Annotated in this window: 19 protein-coding genes; 10 read left to right on the forward strand and 9 right to left on the reverse strand. The window is 68.5% G+C overall.

Translation table 11 applies throughout. The annotated features are described in order from the left end of the window. The first annotated feature begins 193 nt into the window (after positions 1-193). Positions 194-466, forward strand: a complete 273-nt coding sequence (rpsT, locus tag CFB52_RS13340; RefSeq protein ID WP_006482211.1) for a 30S ribosomal protein S20 — start codon at positions 194-196, stop codon at positions 464-466. Between the two features lie 158 nt (positions 467-624). Here rpsT and CFB52_RS13345 read toward each other — a convergent pair whose 3' ends face one another. Continuing rightward, positions 625-945 carry a DUF3579 domain-containing protein gene (locus CFB52_RS13345; RefSeq protein ID WP_034178852.1) on the reverse strand — a complete coding sequence of 107 codons (321 nt, stop codon included), beginning with the start codon at positions 943-945 and terminating at the stop codon, positions 625-627. Between the two features lie 413 nt (positions 946-1358). Here CFB52_RS13345 and argF point away from each other — a divergent pair, with 413 nt between their 5' ends. Continuing rightward, complete coding sequence (gene argF, locus CFB52_RS13355) at positions 1359-2288, forward strand: ornithine carbamoyltransferase (protein WP_059578391.1); 930 nt, start codon at positions 1359-1361, stop codon at positions 2286-2288. An 86-nt stretch (positions 2289-2374) separates the two neighbouring features. On the opposite strand, the gene murB is transcribed toward argF, so the two are convergent. Continuing rightward, positions 2375-3424: a UDP-N-acetylmuramate dehydrogenase gene (murB, locus tag CFB52_RS13360; protein WP_099316753.1), complete on the reverse strand. Its 1050-nt coding sequence runs from the start codon at positions 3422-3424 to the stop codon at positions 2375-2377. 136 nt (positions 3425-3560) lie between these two features. Between murB and CFB52_RS13365 the strand changes: the two genes are divergently transcribed. Continuing rightward, on the forward strand, positions 3561-4046 hold the full coding sequence (locus tag CFB52_RS13365; protein WP_034208219.1) for a YajQ family cyclic di-GMP-binding protein: 486 nt from the start codon (positions 3561-3563) through the stop codon (positions 4044-4046). 78 nt (positions 4047-4124) lie between these two features. On the opposite strand, the gene plsY is transcribed toward CFB52_RS13365, so the two are convergent. Beyond that, positions 4125-4766 carry a glycerol-3-phosphate 1-O-acyltransferase PlsY gene (gene plsY / locus CFB52_RS13370; RefSeq protein WP_059578394.1) on the reverse strand — a complete coding sequence of 214 codons (642 nt, stop codon included), beginning with the start codon at positions 4764-4766 and terminating at the stop codon, positions 4125-4127. A gap of 116 nt (positions 4767-4882) precedes the next feature. Next, on the reverse strand, positions 4883-5374 hold the full coding sequence (gene ybaK / locus CFB52_RS13375) for a Cys-tRNA(Pro) deacylase (protein ID WP_012329097.1): 492 nt from the start codon (positions 5372-5374) through the stop codon (positions 4883-4885). A gap of 235 nt (positions 5375-5609) precedes the next feature. On the opposite strand from ybaK, the gene CFB52_RS13380 reads away from it, so the two are divergent. Beyond that, on the forward strand, positions 5610-7172 hold the full coding sequence (locus CFB52_RS13380; protein ID WP_099316754.1) for a class I adenylate-forming enzyme family protein: 1563 nt from the start codon (positions 5610-5612) through the stop codon (positions 7170-7172). Positions 7173-7240: 68 nt separating this feature from the next. Here CFB52_RS13380 and xerD read toward each other — a convergent pair whose 3' ends face one another. The 3 genes from xerD to queG all read right to left on the reverse strand — a co-directional run bounded on the left by xerD (position 7241) and on the right by queG (position 9947). Then, positions 7241-8191, reverse strand: a complete 951-nt coding sequence (xerD, locus tag CFB52_RS13385; RefSeq protein WP_099316755.1) for a site-specific tyrosine recombinase XerD — start codon at positions 8189-8191, stop codon at positions 7241-7243. Further along, positions 8188-8658, reverse strand: a complete 471-nt coding sequence (locus CFB52_RS13390) for a methylated-DNA--[protein]-cysteine S-methyltransferase (RefSeq protein WP_059578402.1) — start codon at positions 8656-8658, stop codon at positions 8188-8190. The genes xerD and CFB52_RS13390 overlap by 4 nt, the downstream gene beginning before the upstream one ends. Before the next feature lie 65 nt (positions 8659-8723). Beyond that, entirely contained in the window at positions 8724-9947 is a 1224-nt protein-coding gene (gene queG / locus CFB52_RS13395; RefSeq protein ID WP_099316756.1) for a tRNA epoxyqueuosine(34) reductase QueG, read from the reverse strand. A 17-nt stretch (positions 9948-9964) separates the two neighbouring features. Here queG and tsaE point away from each other — a divergent pair, with 17 nt between their 5' ends. Together tsaE and CFB52_RS13405 are read left to right on the forward strand one after the other, a co-directional pair. Beyond that, on the forward strand, positions 9965-10516 hold the full coding sequence (gene tsaE, locus CFB52_RS13400) for a tRNA (adenosine(37)-N6)-threonylcarbamoyltransferase complex ATPase subunit type 1 TsaE (RefSeq protein ID WP_059578407.1): 552 nt from the start codon (positions 9965-9967) through the stop codon (positions 10514-10516). After that, positions 10498-12024: an N-acetylmuramoyl-L-alanine amidase gene (locus CFB52_RS13405; RefSeq protein WP_099316757.1), complete on the forward strand. Its 1527-nt coding sequence runs from the start codon at positions 10498-10500 to the stop codon at positions 12022-12024. The genes tsaE and CFB52_RS13405 overlap by 19 nt, the downstream gene beginning before the upstream one ends. A 45-nt stretch (positions 12025-12069) precedes the next feature. Here the strand turns inward: CFB52_RS13405 and CFB52_RS13410 are convergent, their stop codons facing one another. Then, positions 12070-12951, reverse strand: a complete 882-nt coding sequence (locus tag CFB52_RS13410) for an EamA family transporter (RefSeq protein ID WP_179231749.1) — start codon at positions 12949-12951, stop codon at positions 12070-12072. A gap of 255 nt (positions 12952-13206) precedes the next feature. Here CFB52_RS13410 and CFB52_RS13415 point away from each other — a divergent pair, with 255 nt between their 5' ends. Beyond that, positions 13207-14088 carry a pirin family protein gene (locus CFB52_RS13415; RefSeq protein ID WP_059578417.1) on the forward strand — a complete coding sequence of 294 codons (882 nt, stop codon included), beginning with the start codon at positions 13207-13209 and terminating at the stop codon, positions 14086-14088. 52 nt (positions 14089-14140) lie between these two features. Further along, positions 14141-14989, forward strand: coding sequence for a thioredoxin (trxA, locus tag CFB52_RS13420; protein ID WP_059578420.1), 849 nt, complete (start codon positions 14141-14143; stop codon positions 14987-14989). Between the two features lie 108 nt (positions 14990-15097). Here the strand turns inward: trxA and CFB52_RS13425 are convergent, their stop codons facing one another. Further along, positions 15098-15955, reverse strand: coding sequence for a ThiF family adenylyltransferase (locus tag CFB52_RS13425; protein WP_059578424.1), 858 nt, complete (start codon positions 15953-15955; stop codon positions 15098-15100). A 129-nt stretch (positions 15956-16084) separates the two neighbouring features. Between CFB52_RS13425 and pdxH the strand changes: the two genes are divergently transcribed. Both pdxH and CFB52_RS13435 read left to right on the forward strand, forming a co-directional pair. After that, a complete protein-coding gene (pdxH, locus tag CFB52_RS13430; RefSeq protein ID WP_059644820.1) occupies positions 16085-16729 on the forward strand; it encodes a pyridoxamine 5'-phosphate oxidase in 645 nt (214 codons plus the stop codon). Positions 16730-16850: 121 nt separating this feature from the next. Then, positions 16851-18071, forward strand: a complete 1221-nt coding sequence (locus tag CFB52_RS13435; RefSeq protein WP_059609116.1) for a cyclopropane-fatty-acyl-phospholipid synthase family protein — start codon at positions 16851-16853, stop codon at positions 18069-18071. The last annotated feature ends 14 nt before the right edge of the window (positions 18072-18085 follow it).

The following is an 18085-nucleotide window of genomic DNA, read 5'->3' on the forward strand; positions in this document are numbered from 1 at the left end:
TGATTTTGTTGCTATAATCGCCGGTTTCTGGGCTCGTACATGCACGGCAACTGCCGTTTTCATGTCCCGGCCTCGGTTAAAATCACCGTTTTTTTATGCGCCCCTGGGCAATCGTTCTCAGGGGACGGATCGAAAAGCAGCGCTTGGCCGTCAGGCTCCAAGCTCTGGAAACAGGACAGGATAAGGAACCGTCATGGCTAACTCCGCACAAGCACGCAAGCGCGCCCGCCAGGCCGCGAAGGCAAACTCGCACAACTCGGCGCTGCGCTCGAAATTCCGTACCGCGATCAAGTCGGTTCGCAAGGCTGTTGAAGCCGGCGACCAGGCAAAGGCTGCCGAGCTGTTCAAGGCTGCCGTGAAGACGATCGACACGATCGCCGACAAGAAGATCGTTCACAAGAACAAGGCCGCTCGCAGCAAGAGCCGCCTGGCCGCAGCCGTCAAGGGTCTGCAGGCAGCAGCGTAAATCCGGTGCGCCCGCGCGAGCGGGCGCTCCTGTTTCCTGCGATCACGAAAAAGCCCGCCTAGGCGGGCTTTTTTGTTGCCTGCCGCCGGCGCATCGGGCGCGGCGGCAGGATTTGCGCGGGCTGGCGCAGCTCGCGTCCTCGCCCGCCGGCATCACACTCACTTCTTCGCGCCGTAGTCCGGCAGTTCGCACGCCTCGGTCACGACGAGGTTGTTGTCCTTCGCGAAATTCAGCACGAAATCGAAAGCCATCGGCTCGATGTCGCGCAACCGCGAATCGAGGATCACGCATTTCAGGTCGCCGAGCATCGTCGGGCGCACGTACAGCGAATACTTGAGACGCGCATTCGGCCCGCTCGCCCCCGGCCCGAAGCAGGCCATCACACCGGCCAGACGTTCCGACCAGTCGCTCGGGCGAAACTTTTTCCCGTCTTTCGTGATGCCCTGGATGAAGAATTCGGTCGGAGGGGTTTCAGCCATGTGGTTACCCAAGTGACGGCCCGGCGATGCCCAGGCAACGGCGCCTGGATACGCGAACACAAAGCTGGAGTGGCAAGCGGCACAAGCGTTCCGATATCCCGAAAACGGGACGTCGATGTGCGCCGCCGGTGGACTGCACCGGATTTGTGCAGCGCACGGCTTGTGTCCGGCAGAGCGCGAAAAGCCTTGCCTGCCGGGCTGGAGAAAACTTTTGGATTATACCGCAGCGCGCCATCGCGCGTCGTCCCGACGCCCGTCTTCCCGCACCGCCGGCCACGCGCGGCGACGCTGCCCCGCGTCGCGCCACGGCTCGTCAAAGCACGGAAAATCCTTTATGCTGCTTTGAGTTATCCACACCCGACGGCGGCGCCGTCCGGCCTCGCTGCCGGGTGAGACCCGCCGTATTTCGTTTCATGACCGCCAAAACCATTCGTCACTACCTGCAGTTCAAGGATTTCTCGCTGGAAGACTACGAGTACGTGCTCGAACGCACGGGTATCCTGAAGCGCAAGTTCAAGAACTACGAGACCTATCACCCGCTGCACGACCGCACGCTCGCGATGATCTTCGAGAAGAGCTCGACCCGCACGCGCCTGTCGTTCGAGGCCGGGATCTTCCAGCTCGGCGGCCACGCCGTGTTCATGAGCACGCGCGACACGCAGCTCGGCCGCGGCGAGCCCGTCGAGGATTCCGCGCAGGTCATCTCGCGGATGGTCGACATCATCATGATCCGCACGTTCGAGCAGGACGTGATCACGCGCTTCGCGCAAAATTCCCGCGTGCCGGTGATCAACGGCCTGACGAACGAATACCACCCGTGCCAGGTGCTCGCCGACATCTTCACGTACTACGAGCACCGCGGCCCGATCGCCGGCAAGACCGTCGCGTGGGTCGGCGACGCGAACAACATGCTCTACACGTGGATCGAAGCCGCGCAGATCCTCGGCTTCAAGCTGCGCCTGTCCACCCCGCCCGGCTACGCGCTCGACATGAAGCTCGTGGCGCCCGACAGCGCGCCGTTCTACGACGTGTTCGACGATCCGAACGAAGCGTGCAAGGGCGCCGATCTCGTGACGACCGACGTCTGGACGAGCATGGGTTTCGAGGCCGAGAACGAAGCGCGCAAGCAGGCATTCGCCGACTGGTGCGTCGACGAGGAAATGATGGGCCATGCGAATCCGGATGCGCTCTTCATGCACTGCCTGCCCGCGCACCGCGGCGAGGAAGTGACGGCCGGCGTGATCGACGGCCCGCAGAGCGTCGTGTGGGACGAAGCGGAGAACCGCCTGCACGTGCAGAAGGCGCTGATGGAGTTCCTGCTGCTCGGCCGTCTGAAGCACTGACGCGCGGCAGCGCACACGCGTAAAAAAAGCGCCGGTCGACGATCGGCGCTTTTCGTTTGGGTGCGCCGAAACCGGCGCGCGCTGCGTTACAGGCAGACCGGTTCCGGCTCCAGCTCGACGCCGAACCGCGCGCGCACGTCGGCCTGGATCGCCCGCGCTAGCGCGAGCACGTCGGCGCCCGTCGCGCCGCCGCGATTGACGAGCACGAGCGCCTGGCGGTCGTGCACGGCCGCCGCCCCGAGCGCGCGCCCCTTCCAGCCGCAGCGGTCGATCAGCCAGCCGGCCGCGAGCTTCGCGTGGCCGTCCGGCTGCGGATAGGACACGACGTCGGGCACGCGCGCGCGCAGCGCGTCGAACTGCGCGGCGTCGATCACCGGATTCTTGAAGAAACTGCCCGCATTGCCGAGCACCAGCGGATCGGGCAACTTCGCGCGGCGGATCGCGACGACCGCATCGAATACGTCGCGCGGCGTCGCCGCGTCGGGCGCGATGCCGCGCGCGTCGAGCTCGCGCGTGACGTCCGCGTAGCCGAGCCGCGGCGTCCATTGCTTCGGCAGCCGGAACGTCACCGCGACGATCGCGAACCGGCCGCGCCCGTCCCGCTTGAAGAAGCTGTCGCGGTAACCGAACGCGCAGCGCGCGGCGTCGAAACGCTCGCGGCGCCCCGTCGCCAGCTCGACCGCGACCAGCGAATCGAAATACGCCTTCATCTCGAGGCCGTATGCGCCGATGTTCTGGATCGGCGCGGCGCCGACGGTACCCGGGATCAGCGCGAGATTCTCGAGGCCCGGCATCCCGTGCTCGAGCGTCCACGCGACGAATGCGTGCCAGTTCTCGCCGCCGCCGGCCTCGACGTACCACGCATCGCCGTCCTCGCGCACGACGCGACGGCCCGCGATCTCGTCGAGCAGCACGACGCCGTCGAAATCGCGCGTGAACACGATATTGCTGCCGCCGCCGAGCACCAGCTGCGGCAGGCTCGCGACTCGCGGGTCGCGATGCAGCGCCTCGAACTGCGCCGCGTGCGTGATGCGCGCGGCGAAGCGCGCGCGCGCGGCGATGCCGAACGTGTTGTGCGCGGCGAGCGGATGGTCGGGAAGCAGCGACAGGGCGGAATCGTCAGGGGGCATCGGCATTCGCGGTCGCGTCGGCCCGGGCGGCGCAGGGCCGGCCTTGGGCAAACGCAGGGGCATCGGTAAAATGGCAAACAGTCCGCAATTATAGCGAGTGCCCGCGCGCGAGCCGGGCGCCCGCATCTCAAGGGAGAATGCCATGCCATCGTTCGACGTCGTTTCCGAAGCGAACATGATCGAAGTGAAGAACGCCATCGAGCAGTCGAACAAGGAAATCTCGACGCGCTTCGACTTCAAGGGCTCCGACGCACGCGTCGAGCAGAAGGAACGCGAGCTGACGCTGTTCGCCGACGACGATTTCAAGCTCGGCCAGGTCAAGGACGTGCTGATCGGCAAGCTGGCCAAGCGCAACGTCGACGTGCGCTTCCTCGACTATGGCAAGGTCGAGAAGATCGGCGGCGACAAGGTCAAGCAGATCGTCACCGTGAAGAAAGGCGTGACGGGCGACCTCGCGAAGAAGATCGTGCGCCTCGTGAAGGACAGCAAGATCAAGGTGCAGGCGAGCATCCAGGGCGACGCGGTGCGCATCTCGGGCGCGAAGCGCGACGACCTGCAGAGCACGATCGCGATGCTGCGCAAGGACGTGACCGACACGCCGCTCGACTTCAACAACTTCCGCGACTGACCGGCCGCCGGCCCGTCGCGTCATCCGGCCGGGCCCGCACACGCGGCGCGCCCGGCGCGCGGCCCGCGCCGCGCGTTCTCAGGCTTTCCCGCCGTCCTGCGCGCCGCCGTCCGCGGCCGCCTTCTTCTTGTCGCCGATCCGGCTCTCCTGCCCCGCGAGCAGCTTCGAAATGTTGCCGCGGTGACGCCACACGAGCAGCACGCTCATCGCGAGCACGGCCCAGGCGACCGGGTTGTGGCCCGGCGTGCCGAACAGGAACACGTCGAACACCGGCGCGAACACGGCCGCCACCAGCGCCGCGAGCGACGAATAGCGGAAGAAGAATGCGACGATCAGCCAGGTCAGCGCGGTCGCGAGCCCGAGCACCGGGTGCACGGCAAGCAGCACGCCGGCCGCGGTCGCGACGCCCTTGCCGCCCTGGAAGCGGAAGAACACCGGGTACAGGTGGCCGAGGAACACGGCGATCGCGACCCACGCGATCGCGACGTCGGGCAGGCCGAAGCGACGGGCGAGCCAGACGGCGATCCAGCCCTTGAACGCGTCGCCGACGAGCGTCAGGATCGCGGCCTTCTTGTTGCCGCTGCGCAGCACGTTGGTCGCGCCGGGATTCTTCGACCCGTATGAACGCGGGTCGGCCAGGCCCATCACGGAACTGACGACGACGGCGAACGACACCGAACCGATCAGGTAGGCAACGAGGGCGGCGAGCAGGATCTGCATGCGGAGGACTCTTCTTTCAACGTATCGGGAAAGGGACGGCCGTGCGCGGCAAGCCGGCAGGCCGAAACGGCGCCCATTCTACCGAACGGGCGCGAGGTGCCACGAAGGTGAAACCCTCAGTCGACGCTCGCGCATTGCACGGGCTGCGCGCCGAGCAGCGACGTGAGCACCGCCGGCGCGAGGCTGACGAGGTAGCCGCGCCGGCCGCCGTTCAGATAGATCGTCGGCAATTCGAGGATCGTCGCCTCGACGTAGACGGGCATCGTCTTGCGCGTGCCGAACGGCGACGTGCCGCCGACGAGATAGCCCGAATGGCGGTTCGCGACCTCGGGCTTGCATGGCTCGACGCGCTTGGCGCCGATCTGCCGCGCGAGATTCTTCGTCGACACGGTGCGGTCGCCGTGCATCAGCACGATCAGCGGCTTCGCGTGTTCGTCTTCCATTACGAGCGTCTTCACGACGCTGTGCTCGTCGACGCCGAGCTGGCGCGCCGATTCGCCGGTGCCGCCGTGCTCGACGTATTCGTACGGATGCTCGCCGAATGCGACGCCATGACGGCGCAGCAGCTGGGTCGCCGGGGTTTCGGACACGTGTCTGGATTTGCTCATGGCGGCATTTTAATGGCGAACGATCGGCGGGCGCGCAATGGCGTGCCCGCGCCGACGGTATACTCGCGGCCCGTTTTCCGCCGGCCCGCCGCATCGCCGTCGCGATTGCGCCCATCATCGTTGCGAACTTCGTGAAGCGCTATTGCCCGATTGGCTGATTGTCGCGCACGCGCCGCCATGGCACGATCGTTCGCAAATATCGTCGGCCGCCGCCGGCCCGTCATCAGGAGACGCCATGTCCTCGCCCATCCGTGCATCCGAATCGCTCGACGTCGATGCGCTGCTCGCCGCGCTGCCGCGTCGGATTGCCGACGTGCCGGCGCACCGGTCCGCGCGGTCGCCCGCGCATCCGGCGCTGATCGAGGATGCGCGCCGGCTGTCGTACGGCGAGCTGGCGCGGGCCGTCGACGCGGCGGCCGCACGGCTGGCGGGCCTCGGCGTGCAAGGCGGCGACCGCGTGATGATCGTCGCGGAGAACTGCGTCGCGCAGATCGTGCTGCTGTTCGCGGCCGCGCGCATCGACGCCTGGGCGCTCGTGTCGAACGCGCGGCTGTCGGCCGCCGAGCTCGATGCGATCGCCGCGCACGCGCGGCCGAAGCTGATCGCGTTCACGAGCGACGCATCGGCCGATGCGCGCGCCCATGCAGGGCGGCTCGGGGCGACGCCCGCCGGTGCGCTGCCGGTCGACATCGGTGCGTGGTCGTATCGGGTCGATGCGGGCGCGCCGGCCGAACCGGTGGCCGCCGACGGCGCCGCGCAATGCGCGGCGCTGATCTACACGACCGGCACGACCGGTACGCCGAAAGGCGTGATGCTGTCGCACCGCAATCTGCTGTTCATCGCGGCGACGTCGAGCATGCTGCGCCGCGTGTCGCCCGACGACGTCGTCTACACGGTGCTGCCCGTGTCGCACGTGTACGGGCTCGCGTCGGTGTGCCTGGGCAGCCTCTACGCGGGCGCGACGCTGCGGCTCGCGCCGCGCTTCTCGCCGGAAGCCGTGCGCATCGCGCTCGCCGACGAAGGCGTCACGATCTTCCAGGGCGTGCCGGCGATGCACGCGAAGCTGCTCGAACACGTGCACACGCACGGCCATGCCTGGCGCGCGCCGCGGCTGCGCTTCGCGTATTCGGGCGGCTCGCCGCTCGATGCGAATCTGAAGGCGCGCGTCGAGCGCCTGTACGGCGTGCCGCTGCACAACGGATACGGGATGACCGAAAGCAGCCCGACGATCACGCAGACGCCGCTCGACGCGCCGCGCACAGACAGCTCGGTCGGCGTACCGATTCCGGGCGTCGACATGCGGATCGTCGCGCCGGACGGCACCGACGTGCCGCCGGGCGAAGTCGGCGAGATTCGCGTGCGCGGGCCGAACGTGATGCTCGGCTACTACCGCAACGCGGACGCGACGCGCGCGGCCGTGTCGCCGGACGGCTGGCTGAGCACCGGCGATCTCGCGCGGCAGGGCGCGGACGGCGCGGTGACGATCGTGGGCCGCAGCAAGGAGCTGATCATCCGCTCGGGCTTCAACGTGTATCCGGTCGAGGTCGAGCAGGTGCTGAACGCGCATCCGGACGTCGTGCAGGCGGCCGTGATCGGCCGGGCGATCGACGGCAACGAGGAAGTGCTCGCGTTCGTCGAGCTGGTGCCGGGCGCGGCGGCGGACGAGGCGGCATTGCATGCGTGGTGCGCGGAGCGGCTCACGGCTTACAAACGCCCCGCGCACATCCGCGTGCTCGATGCGCTGCCGGCCGCATCGACCGGCAAGGTGCTCAAGCACCGGCTGCGCGAGCTGGTCTGACGCAGCCGCCGCGCGCATCGCGGGTTCGGGTCGCAGCCCGCGCCGCGCGAATGCACGCGCGCCGCGCGTCACCCGCGCGGGTGGTGCTCCGCATGCAGCGTCTTCAGCCGCTCGCGCGCGACGTGCGTATAGATCTGCGTGGTCGAGATGTCGCTGTGGCCGAGCAGCAATTGCACGACGCGCAGGTCGGCGCCGTGATTCAGCAGGTGCGTCGCGAACGCGTGCCGCAGCGTGTGCGGCGACAGGTGCGCGCGCACGTCGGCCTGCTGCGCGTGACGCTTGATGATGTTCCAGAACTGCTGGCGCGTCATCCCGTCGCCGCGCGCGGTCACGAACAGCGCGTCGGCCGCGCGCGCGCCGAGCAATGCCGGCCGCGCGTCGCGCAGGTAGCGTTCGATCCAACCGTGCGCGACTTCGCCGAACGGCACGAGCCGCTCCTTCGAGCCCTTGCCCATCACCCGCACGACGCCTTCGTTGAGTCCGACCTCGACCGTCTTCAGCGTCACGAGTTCGCTCACGCGCAGCCCGCTCGCGTACATCAGCTCGAGCATCGTGCGATCGCGCAGGCCGAGCGGTGTGCCGATGTCGGGCGCGCCGAGCAGCGCCTCGACCTGCGCCTCGGACAACGTCGACGGGAACCGCGCGCCCTGTTTCGCGGACGTGATCCGCAGCGTCGGGTCGGCGCTCGCGCGATGCTCGCGCACGGCCCAGCCGTAATAGCGACGAAATACGGACAGCCGCCGGTTCGACGACGTCGCCTTGCCGTCGCTGCGTGCGGCGATGTAGCCCGTCACCATCGCCTCGTCGGCCGCGTCGAGCGGCGCGTCGTACGTCGCGGCCAGCCACTGGGAAAACAGCACCAGATCGCGCCGGTACGCGTCGAGCGTGTTGCGCGCGAGCCCGTGTTCGAGCCACAGCGCATCGCAGAACACGTCGATCGACGCGCGGCTCGCGAGCAGCGCGGGCGATGCCGCGACGGCATCGTCGTCGGCCGTGGGGGAAATCATCGGTTCGCTCATCGGTATGGCACGCCCTCGTGCGCGAGCAGCCAGCGCTTCACTCGCTGGTAATAGCCGTTGTCGTCGTGGTTCGCGAACCCGCCGAGGCCGCCCGCCGCGACGACGCGATGGCACGGAATCACGAGCGGGAAGTAGTTCGCGCCGCACGCCTGGCCGACCGCGCGCGGCGCGCTGCCGATCCGCTTCGCGACCTGGCCGTAGGTCAGCACCGTCCCGGGCGGGATGTCGCTGATCACGTCCCACACGCGATGCTGGAATGCGCTGCCGACGTCGGCGAGCGGCAGGTCGAAGCGCGCGGACGCGCGCTCGAAATAACGTTCGATCTGCTGGACCGCGCGCTTCGCGAGCGCCGAATCCGGTTCGACTGCCTTCATCGACTCGGGCAGATAGACGATCTCGCGCACCACCGCGGCATCCGTGCGGATGCCGACCTTGCCGAACGGCGCGTCGATCACTGCGTTGAACATTGCCTTCTCCTGACCGGGGGATGCGCGCGGCCCTGCCCGCGCGCCGACGACACTTTACGCCGCCTTCACGCGGCTCGCAGCGCCCATTCGACATGCTCGCGCACGACCGGCGACGGATCGTCGGCCCGCGCGCGCAGCGCGGCGACGATCGCGTCGCGCGCCGCCGGCGAGAGCCGGTCCGCGCCCGCGCGCAGCGCATTGCCGAGCCCGACCGCGAGATTGCGCAGCCAGCTTTCGTAGCCGATGCGCCGGATCGCGCTGCCCTGCATCCGCGTATCGAACGTGCCCGCGTCCCACGCGAACAGCTCGACGAGCGTCGCGCGGTCGAGGCCGTGCCGCACGTCGAAATCGGCGACGGGCGCGGCCTGCGCGAACTTGTTCCACGGACACACGAGCTGGCAGTCGTCGCAGCCGTACACGCGATTGCCGATCAGCGGCCGCAGCGGCTCGGGGATGCTGCCTTTCAGTTCGATCGTCAGGTACGAGATGCAGCGGCGCGCATCGACGCGGTACGGCTCGACGATCGCGCCGGTCGGGCATGCGTCGATACAGCGCGTGCAACTGCCGCAGTGCGCGCCGGGCGTCTCGGGCGCGGTGTCGGGCGACGTGCGCGCGTCGGTCGGCAGCGGCAGGTCGACGTAGATCTCGCCGAGAAAGAACAGCGAGCCGGCATCGCGCTGCAGCAGCAGCGTGTGCTTGCCGCGCCAGCCGACCCCGGCCTTCTGCGCGAGTTCGACTTCGAGCACGGGCGCCGAATCGGTGAACACGCGGTAGCCGAACCCGCCGATCTCGTGCTCGATGCGCTCCGCGAGCGTCTGCAGCCTGTTGCGCAGCACCTTGTGATAGTCGCGGCCGCGTGCATAGATCGACACGACGGCCGCCTGCGGATCGTCGAGCCGTGCGCGTTCGCGCGCGCGCCAATCGTGCGGCACGAGCGCGCCGGGCCCGTCGTCAGCCAGCGTTTGGGCCGGTAAATAGGCGAGCCGCACGGAGATCACGCGTCGCGTACCGGCCACAAGTTCGGCCGGCCGCGCGCGTTTCATCCCATGTTTCGCCATATAATCCATTTCGCCGTGGTAACCGGCTTCCAGCCAGGCGGCGAGGCCTGCTTCGGCATCCGAGAGATCGGTGTCGCTGATGCCGATCGCCCCGAAACCCAATTCGCGCCCCCACGCCCTGATGCGAGCGGCGAGCGCAGTCAACGCCGCATCGTCGAGCGCGCACGGCGCCGCGCCTTCGGCACGAGTCGAAGGCCTGTCGGATGCGGCGCGTTCCGGTAGTCGGTTCATCGCACTATTTTACGAGAATGCCAGCCACGCCCAGCCAACCGCCTCACGCCATGCTGCCCGCCCCGCTCGCGGAGCGCGTGATCGCGCTCGCCGACGAAGCGGCAACCGAGGCCTTCGGCACCCGCTTCGCGCACGCGCTCGACGCCGCGCGCATCGCGCTCGACCGCGCCCACGCGTTCGACGGGCTGCAGATCCAGCTGGTCGGCGATCTCGGCGCGGGCAAGACGACCCTCGTGCGCGCGATCCTGCGCGGCCTCGGCCACCAGGGGCGCGTGCGCAGCCCGACCTATACGCTCGTCGAGCCGTACGCGCTCGAACGCAGCGACGGGGAACTCGAGGTCTATCACTTCGATCTGTATCGATTCAACGATCCGGCCGAATGGTCGGACGCAGGCTTTCGCGAATATTTCAATTCCAGCGCGATCTGCCTCGTCGAATGGCCGCAACAGGCGGGCGCCCTGCTCGGCGTGCCCGATCTGGTTTTCTCGCTCGACGTGGACGGCGACGGCCGCGTCCTCACCGTCCGGGCGTACAGCGCTTCAGGAAACGCATGTCTCGAAAGATGTTGATCAAACCGTTCCGCTCGATCGAATCGGCGGCCACCGCGACGCACAACTGGCGGCGCCGTCAGATCCTGCGCGCGGGGGCGTCGACGCTGGTGCTCGGTCTCGTCGCGCCGCGGCTCGCGCACGCGTCGTCGGTGCTCGGCGTGCGCGTGTGGCCCGCACGCGATTACACGCGCGTCACGATCGAATCCGACCAGCCGCTGCAGAATAGCCAACAACTGCTGCAGGGCCCCGACCGTCTCGTCGTCGACCTGAACGGCCTCGACCTCGACCAGGCGCTGCGCGACCTCGTCTCGAAGATCGCGCCGAACGATCCGCAGATCCAGTCGGTGCGCGTCGGCCAGTATCAGCCGCACGTCGTGCGGATGGTGTTCGACCTGAAAGGCTCGGTGAAGCCGCAGGTGTTCACGCTGCCGCCCGTCGGCACTTACAAGTACCGGCTCGTGTTCGACCTGTACCCGGCCGTCGCGCCCGATCCGCTGTCCGACCTGATCGCACAGACGGAACGCAAGGAACAGGCGCTCAACGACACCGCGCGCGCGCAGCAGATGCAGCCGCCGTCCACGCTGGCCGGCCCGGGCACCCCGCCGCCCGCCGCGGGCGACAACAGCGACGCATTCTTCCAGCGTTTCGCGCAGAACACGCCGGCCGCGCCGCACACGCCGCCGGCCGCCGGCACGCCGTCGACGCCCGCGAAGCCGGCCGTCAAGCCGCCGCCCGTCATCGCGCGCCGCGACGACAGCGACGACGACGGCGACACCTACAAGTTCACCGCACCGAAATCGGGCAAGGGCGGCACCGTGCGCCTGCTGACGGTCGCGATCGACCCGGGCCACGGCGGCGAGGATCCGGGCGCGATCGGCGGCAACGGCACGTACGAGAAGCACATCGCGCTCGACATCGCGAAGAAGCTGCGCGCGAAGATCGACGCCGCCCCGAACATGCGCGCGATGATGACGCGCGACGCCGATTTCTTCGTGCCGCTGAACGTGCGCGTGCAGAAGGCGCGCCGCGTCGGCGCGGATCTGTTCGTGTCGATCCACGCGGACGCGTTCACGACGCCGTCCGCGCGCGGCTCGTCGGTGTTCGCGCTGTCCGACCACGGCGCGTCGAGCGCGGCGGCGCGCTGGCTCGCGAACAAGGAAAACTCGTCCGACCTGATCGGCGGCATCAACATCAAGACCCAGGACGCGGCAGTCAGCCGCGCGCTGTTCGACATGTCGACGACCGCGCAGATCCGCGATTCGCTGCGCTACGGCAACTACGTGCTGAAGGAAGTGGGCGGCATCAACAAGCTGCACAAGGGCTCGGTCGAGCAGGCCGGGTTCGCGGTGCTGAAGGCGCCCGACATCCCGTCGATCCTCGTCGAGACCGCGTTCATCAGCAACCCGGACGAAGAGCGCCGGCTCAACGACGACAGCTATCGCGACGAGATGGCCGACGCGATCTTCCGCGGCATCAAGCGGTATTTCGCCGCGAATCCGCCGCTCGCGAAGAGCCGGATGGCCTGAGCGCCATCCGTTCCCTGCCGCCGGCACGCAGCGCGTGCCGGCGCGTCACGACGATGCCGCGAAGCGGCTCAGCAGTTTCCCGCCGAACACGTTCACTGCGAGCCCGCCCATCACGAGCGCGGCGCCGATCAGCTGCGCTTGCGTCAGATGCTCGTCGAGCAGCAGCGCCGACGACGCGAGCCCGACGATCGGCACCAGCAGCGAGAACTGCGCGACCTGCGCGGCCGGATAGCGCGACAGCAGGCGGCTCCACAGCCCGTAGCCGAGCAGCGTCGCGACGAACGCCAGATAGACGACCGCGAAGATCGACGCGCCGTCGAGCCCGGCGAGCGCGGTCGCGATCCGCCGCGGCCCCTCGAACCACAACGACAGCAGGAAGAACGGCACGGGCGGCACGAGGCTCGCCCACACGACGAGCGACACGAGGTTCGCCTTCCCGACCTTCTTCGTGACGATATTGCCGAAGGCCCACATCGCGGCCGAGCAGATCGTCAGCAGGAAGCCCGCGAGCGTCATCGCACGGCCGCCCTGCGCGGCGATCACGACGAGGCCGCCCGCGGCGATCGCGAGCCCGATCAGGTTCTGCACGCGCAGCCGCTCGCCGAGGAACAGCATCGCGAACACCAGCGTGAAGAACGCCTGCGACTGCAGCACGAGCGACGCGAGGCCGGCCGGCATGCCGACGTACATGCCGGTGAACAGGAACACGAACTGGCCAAGCTGGATCGTCGCGCCGTACAGCACCAGCAGCCGCCACGAAATCTGCGGCCGGCGCACGAAGAAGACCGCCGGCACGGCCGCGAGCGTGAAGCGCAGCGCGCCGAGCAGCATCGGCGGCATGCCATGCAGGCCGACCTTGATCACGACGAAGTTCACGCCCCACGCCAGAATCACGACCAGCGCGAGCAGCAGATCCTTCGGGGCCATCATCGGCGTCTCCTCGATTGTCGAATCGTCGTTGTGAAGCCGGTCAGTCTACCGGGTTTCGCCGCCGCGCCGGATACCCGCGCGGCGCGCATGGAATCGGCAGCGGGCGCAGCGGCTGGCGCGACGCGGTGGACACCGCACGATGCGTGCCCGCCACGGCCGCATCGCGCCGCGCGCGTTTCGCGCTGCGTCACGCGCGCCGCCGTGCCGCCAGTACAATGACCGGCAATCCAGCCGTTCCCCACGAGGCCCGCCATGACCGACTCGATCAAAGCCTTGCTGAAGCCGCACGTGCGCGACATCGGCAACCTGCAGGTGCGCCGCACACTGCCCGCGCTCGCCGCACGCCTCGTCGGCCCGTTCATCTTCTTCGATCACATGGGGCCCGCCATGCTGCCGGCCGGCACGGGGCTCGACGTGCGCCCGCATCCGCACATCGGGCTCGCGACGGTCACCTATCTGTTCGACGGCGCGATCCTGCACCGCGACAGCCTCGGCTCGCGGCAGGAAATCGTGCCGGGCGACGTGAACTGGATGACGGCCGGCCGCGGGATCGTCCACTCGGAGCGCACGCCCGACGCGCAACGCGCGAGCGGCCACACCGTGCACGGGATCCAGACCTGGGTCGCGCTGCCGAAAGCGCACGAGACGACCGAGCCGTCGTTCGAGCACCACGCGGCCGACACGCTGCCCAAGCGCGACGAAGACGGCGTGGCGCTGACGGTGATCGCCGGCGACGCGTTCGGGCTGCGCTCGCCCGTGACGACGTTCTCGCGCACGCTGTACGTCGCGGCCGAATTCGCGGCCGGCGGCCGGCTCGAACTCGATGCGTCGCACGAGGAGCGCGCGGTGTACGTGGTCGACGGGGAGCTCGCGATCGACGGCGCGCCGGTGCCGGCCGAACGGATGGCCGTGCTCGCGCCGGGCGCGAGCGTCACGCTGACGAGCGGCAGCGGCGCGCGCGCGATGCTGCTCGGCGGCGACCGGATGGACGGCGAACGCTTCATCGAGTGGAATTTCGTCGCGAGCAGCCGCGACGCGATCGAACGCGCGAAAGCGGCGTGGACGCGCCAGGAGATGGGCAAGGTGCCCGGCGAGACCGAATGGATTGCGCTGCCCGAAGCGAAGCCGCGTTGAAAAAGCGGCGCACCGCCCCCACCCTGACGATATTCGAACGGAAGAGAACGCCATGGACACCACGCTTGCCACATTCGAGAAAGACGTCATCGAGGCGTCGCTGGACACGCCCGTGCTGGTCGACTTCTGGGCGCCGTGGTGCGGCCCCTGCAAGACGCTCGGCCCGCTGCTGGAAAAGCTCGAAGCCGACTACGCAGGCCGCTGGAAGCTCGTGAAGGTCAACGTCGACGAGAACCAGGAGCTCGCCGCGCACTTCCAGACGCGCAGCATCCCGCACGTGATCGCGTTCGCCGACGGGCGGCCGGTCGACCAGTTCGTCGGCGTGCTGCCCGAAGGGCAGTTGCGCGCGTTCCTCGACCGCCTGCTGCCGGCCCCCGAGGAAGCCGAACGCCGCGCCGCGCAGTACGCGATGGCCGAACAGCGCTTCGACGATGCGCGCGCGCACCTCGAAGCGGCGCTCGCGCTGAACCCCGGCTACGACGACGCGCGCCTCGACCTGATCGAGCTGCTGCTCGCGCGCAACGAAGTCGATGCCGCACGCGCGGAGACCGAGCGCCTGTCGCCGCAAACCGTGCAGAACGGCGACCCGCGCTACCAGGCGATCAAGACCCGTTTCGACGCGCTCGACGCCACGGCCGACCTGCCGCCGACCGACGCGCTCGAGGCGCGCATCGCGGCGAACCCGGCCGATCTCGACGCGCGCTTCGACCTCGCGCAGAGCCTGATCGCGCGGCGCGCGTACGAAGGGGCGCTGGAACAGTTGCTGGAAATCGTGACGCGCGATCGCGCGTACGGCGACGATCTCGGCCGCCGCACGATGATCTCGGTGTTCGAACTGGCCGGCGATCGCCCCGACCTCGTCGCCGCGTGGCGACGCAAGCTGAGCATGGCGCTCAACTGACCCGACGCGCGACCGGCCGGGCCGCCACGGGCCGGCCGCATCGGCCTATCGCTCGCGGCACGTCGCCCGCGCCGCGGCATCGTCCTTGCGTGCCCGCGCGCCGCACGCTCAGCCGGCCGCCCGTGCCGCGATCGCCCGCAGCGCATGCGCGGCCGCCGCGAAACCGAAGCTCGCGGTCACGCACACGCTCGAACCGAAGCCCGCACAGTTGAGCCCCGCGACATGCGCGGCCGCGGACGGCTCGGCGCCGTCCTCGATGTCGCAGGCCGCCGCTTCCGGATAGATCAGCGGCTCGTCCGAATACACGGCGCTGACCTTGAAGCGCGCCTTCGGCCCGCGCGGAAAGCCGTGCTGCTTGCGCAACTGCGCGCGGACCTTCGACAGCAGCGGATCCTGAATCGTCAGCGCGAGATCGTCGATGCGAATGCGCGTCGGGTCGAGCTGCCCGCCCGCGCCGCCGACGACGATCAACGGCTGCCGTTTCGCGACGCACCACGCGATCAGCGCGACCTTCGTGCGCACGCTGTCGATCGCATCGATCACGTAGTCGAAGCCGCCGCCGAGCAGCGCGTCGAAATTGTCGGGCTCGACGAAATCCTCGACGCGGTTCACGCGGCATGCGGGATCGATCAGCGCGATGCGCTCGGCCATCGCGTCGACCTTCGGCTTGCCGTAATTGCCGTCGAGCGCATGGATCTGCCGGTTCGTGTTGCTTTCCGCGACGTTGTCGAGATCGATCAGCGTCAACGTGCCGACCGCGTTGCGCGCGAGCGCCTCGGCCACCCACGACCCGACGCCGCCGATCCCGATCACCGCGACGTGCGCCCGCTCGAACGCGGCGGCCGCCGGCGCGCCGTACAGGCGCGCGACGCCGCCGAAACGCCGCGCGCGATCCACGTCAAGCTGGATTTCCGGGGTCGGGGTAAGATCGGAAGAACTGGGCGGGGCAGCGTCGGCGGCGGACATGGCAGCAAGGAAAACGTAAGTCGTGCAGCCCTCTATTCTGCCTGAACTCCCCCGCTCGCACGCGCCACCGCGCACGCACGATTCTCGCGCGTTCGCTATACTGGCCCCAGATTGAAGCGTTTGCATAACATGACGACTCTCGCCGATCTTCGGATCAACTATTCGCGCGCTTCGCTCGACGAAGCCGATGCCGCCCCCGACCCCTTCGCCCAGTTCGATCGCTGGTTCAAGGAGGCGCTCGCCGCCAAGCTGCCCGAGCCGAACACGATGACGCTCGCGACCGTCGGCGCCGACGGTCGGCCGTCGGCCCGGATCGTGCTCATCAAGGGCGTCGACGAACGCGGGTTCGTCTTCTTCACCAATTACGAAAGCCGCAAGGGGCACGATCTGGCCGTGCATCCACACGCCGCGCTGCTGTTCTATTGGATCGAGCTCGAGCGCCAGGTACGCATCGAAGGCCGGATCGAGAAAACCAGCGCGGAAGAAAGCGACCGCTATTTCGCGTCGCGCCCGCTCGGCTCGCGCATCGGCGCGTGGGCGTCGGACCAGAGCACCGTGATCGACAGCCGCGCGACGCTCGAAGCGCGCGAAAAGGCCGTCGGCGAACGCTATGGCGACAACCCGCCGCGCCCGCCGCACTGGGGCGGCTACCGACTCGTGCCCGACGCGATCGAGTTCTGGCAGGGGCGCCCGTCGCGGCTGCACGACCGCCTGCTCTATACGCGCGACACCGCGGCGGCGTCGGGCTGGACGATCTCGCGCCTGTCGCCGTAAGCGCGGCGCCGGCGCATGCCGGTCGTGTTCCGGGTTGCATCCGGGCGCCCGCGCCGCACGCGGCGGGCGCCGGTCAAGATACTTGGCTGTATTCGATTCAACGAACAAACGGAGAATCCAAATGTTCTGGGAAAAGAAGCTGGCACAGTGGGCGGACGAAGTACGGGCGAAAGCGAACATACCGGCGCGCCTCGTGCTGTGGAACGGCGATCAACTCGATTTCGGCACCTTCAGCGCGCCGCAGGTCACGCTGAAGGTGAACAGCGCGTCGGCGCTGCCGCTGCTGCTCGAACCGAGCCTCGACAATCTCGGCGAGGCATACGTGAAGGGCAAGATCGACATCGAAGGCAAGCTGTCGGACATCATCAACATCGGCTACTCGCTCGCGCGCAGCACCGTGACGAGCGCGAGCAAGCTCGCACGCGTGAAGCGCTACTTCAATCACACGAAGAGCACCGACAAGAAGGCGATCCAGTACCACTACGACGTCTCGAACGAGTTCTACAAGCTGTGGCTCGACGAGAACATGGTGTACTCGTGCGCGTACTTCGAGAACGGCGACGAGGATCTCGCCACCGCGCAGATCAAGAAGATCGACCACATCCTGACGAAGATCCAGCTGCAGCCCGGCCAGCGCCTGCTCGACATCGGCTGCGGCTGGGGCGCGCTCGTGCTGCGCGCCGCGCAGAAGTTCGGCGCGACGTGTCTCGGCGTGACGCTGTCGCAGAACCAGTTCGACCTCGCGACCGCGCGCGTGAAGGCGGCGGGGCTGGAAGACAGGATCGAGATTCGTCTGCAGGATTACCGCGAGATCGAAGGCCAGTTCGACCGCATCACGAGCGTCGGGATGTTCGAGCACGTCGGGCGCAAGAACCTGCCGCTCTATTTCTCGCGCATCCGCGAGCTGCTGACCGACGACGGCATCGCGATGAACCACGGGATCACGTCGACCGACGCGGAAAGCGGCGAAACCGCGCTCGGCGGCGGCGAATTCATCGACCGCTACGTGTTCCCGGACGGCGAGCTCCCGCACATCAGCCTCGCGCTCGAAGCGGCGCAGCGCGGCGGGCTCGAGGCGGTTGACGTCGAAAGCCTGCGCCGGCACTATGCGCGCACGCTCGACATCTGGACGGAAAACTTCGAGGCGAAAGCCGAGGAAGCGCGAAAGCTCGTCGACGACGAAAAATTCCGCATCTGGCGCGTGTATCTCGCCGGCTGCGCGTACGCGTTCGAGCACGACGACGTGTCGATCTTCCAGATCGTGTGCCGCAAGGCCGGGCGCAGCGCGAAAACGCTGCCGTGGTCGCGGCGCTATATGTACGAACACGCGCTGCCGCGCTAGGCGGCGCATCACGC

Source organism: Burkholderia sp. AU18528, assembly GCF_002223215.2.
Lineage (GTDB): Bacteria > Pseudomonadota > Gammaproteobacteria > Burkholderiales > Burkholderiaceae > Burkholderia > Burkholderia semiarida.

Coding starts and splice junctions, on each gene's coding strand:
- rpsT (WP_006482211.1), top strand. CDS start 194: ATGGCTAACTCCGCACAAGCACGCAAGCGCGCCCGCCAGGCCGCGAAG.
- CFB52_RS13345 (WP_034178852.1), bottom strand. CDS start 945: ATGGCTGAAACCCCTCCGACCGAATTCTTCATCCAGGGCATCACGAAA.
- argF (WP_059578391.1), top strand. CDS start 1,359: ATGACCGCCAAAACCATTCGTCACTACCTGCAGTTCAAGGATTTCTCG.
- murB (WP_099316753.1), bottom strand. CDS start 3,424: ATGCCGATGCCCCCTGACGATTCCGCCCTGTCGCTGCTTCCCGACCAT.
- CFB52_RS13365 (WP_034208219.1), top strand. CDS start 3,561: ATGCCATCGTTCGACGTCGTTTCCGAAGCGAACATGATCGAAGTGAAG.
- plsY (WP_059578394.1), bottom strand. CDS start 4,766: ATGCAGATCCTGCTCGCCGCCCTCGTTGCCTACCTGATCGGTTCGGTG.
- ybaK (WP_012329097.1), bottom strand. CDS start 5,374: ATGAGCAAATCCAGACACGTGTCCGAAACCCCGGCGACCCAGCTGCTG.
- CFB52_RS13380 (WP_099316754.1), top strand. CDS start 5,610: ATGTCCTCGCCCATCCGTGCATCCGAATCGCTCGACGTCGATGCGCTG.
- xerD (WP_099316755.1), bottom strand. CDS start 8,191: ATGAGCGAACCGATGATTTCCCCCACGGCCGACGACGATGCCGTCGCG.
- CFB52_RS13390 (WP_059578402.1), bottom strand. CDS start 8,658: ATGTTCAACGCAGTGATCGACGCGCCGTTCGGCAAGGTCGGCATCCGC.
- queG (WP_099316756.1), bottom strand. CDS start 9,947: ATGAACCGACTACCGGAACGCGCCGCATCCGACAGGCCTTCGACTCGT.
- tsaE (WP_059578407.1), top strand. CDS start 9,965: ATGCCAGCCACGCCCAGCCAACCGCCTCACGCCATGCTGCCCGCCCCG.
- CFB52_RS13405 (WP_099316757.1), top strand. CDS start 10,498: ATGTCTCGAAAGATGTTGATCAAACCGTTCCGCTCGATCGAATCGGCG.
- CFB52_RS13410 (WP_179231749.1), bottom strand. CDS start 12,951: ATGGCCCCGAAGGATCTGCTGCTCGCGCTGGTCGTGATTCTGGCGTGG.
- CFB52_RS13415 (WP_059578417.1), top strand. CDS start 13,207: ATGACCGACTCGATCAAAGCCTTGCTGAAGCCGCACGTGCGCGACATC.
- trxA (WP_059578420.1), top strand. CDS start 14,141: ATGGACACCACGCTTGCCACATTCGAGAAAGACGTCATCGAGGCGTCG.
- CFB52_RS13425 (WP_059578424.1), bottom strand. CDS start 15,955: ATGTCCGCCGCCGACGCTGCCCCGCCCAGTTCTTCCGATCTTACCCCG.
- pdxH (WP_059644820.1), top strand. CDS start 16,085: ATGACGACTCTCGCCGATCTTCGGATCAACTATTCGCGCGCTTCGCTC.
- CFB52_RS13435 (WP_059609116.1), top strand. CDS start 16,851: ATGTTCTGGGAAAAGAAGCTGGCACAGTGGGCGGACGAAGTACGGGCG.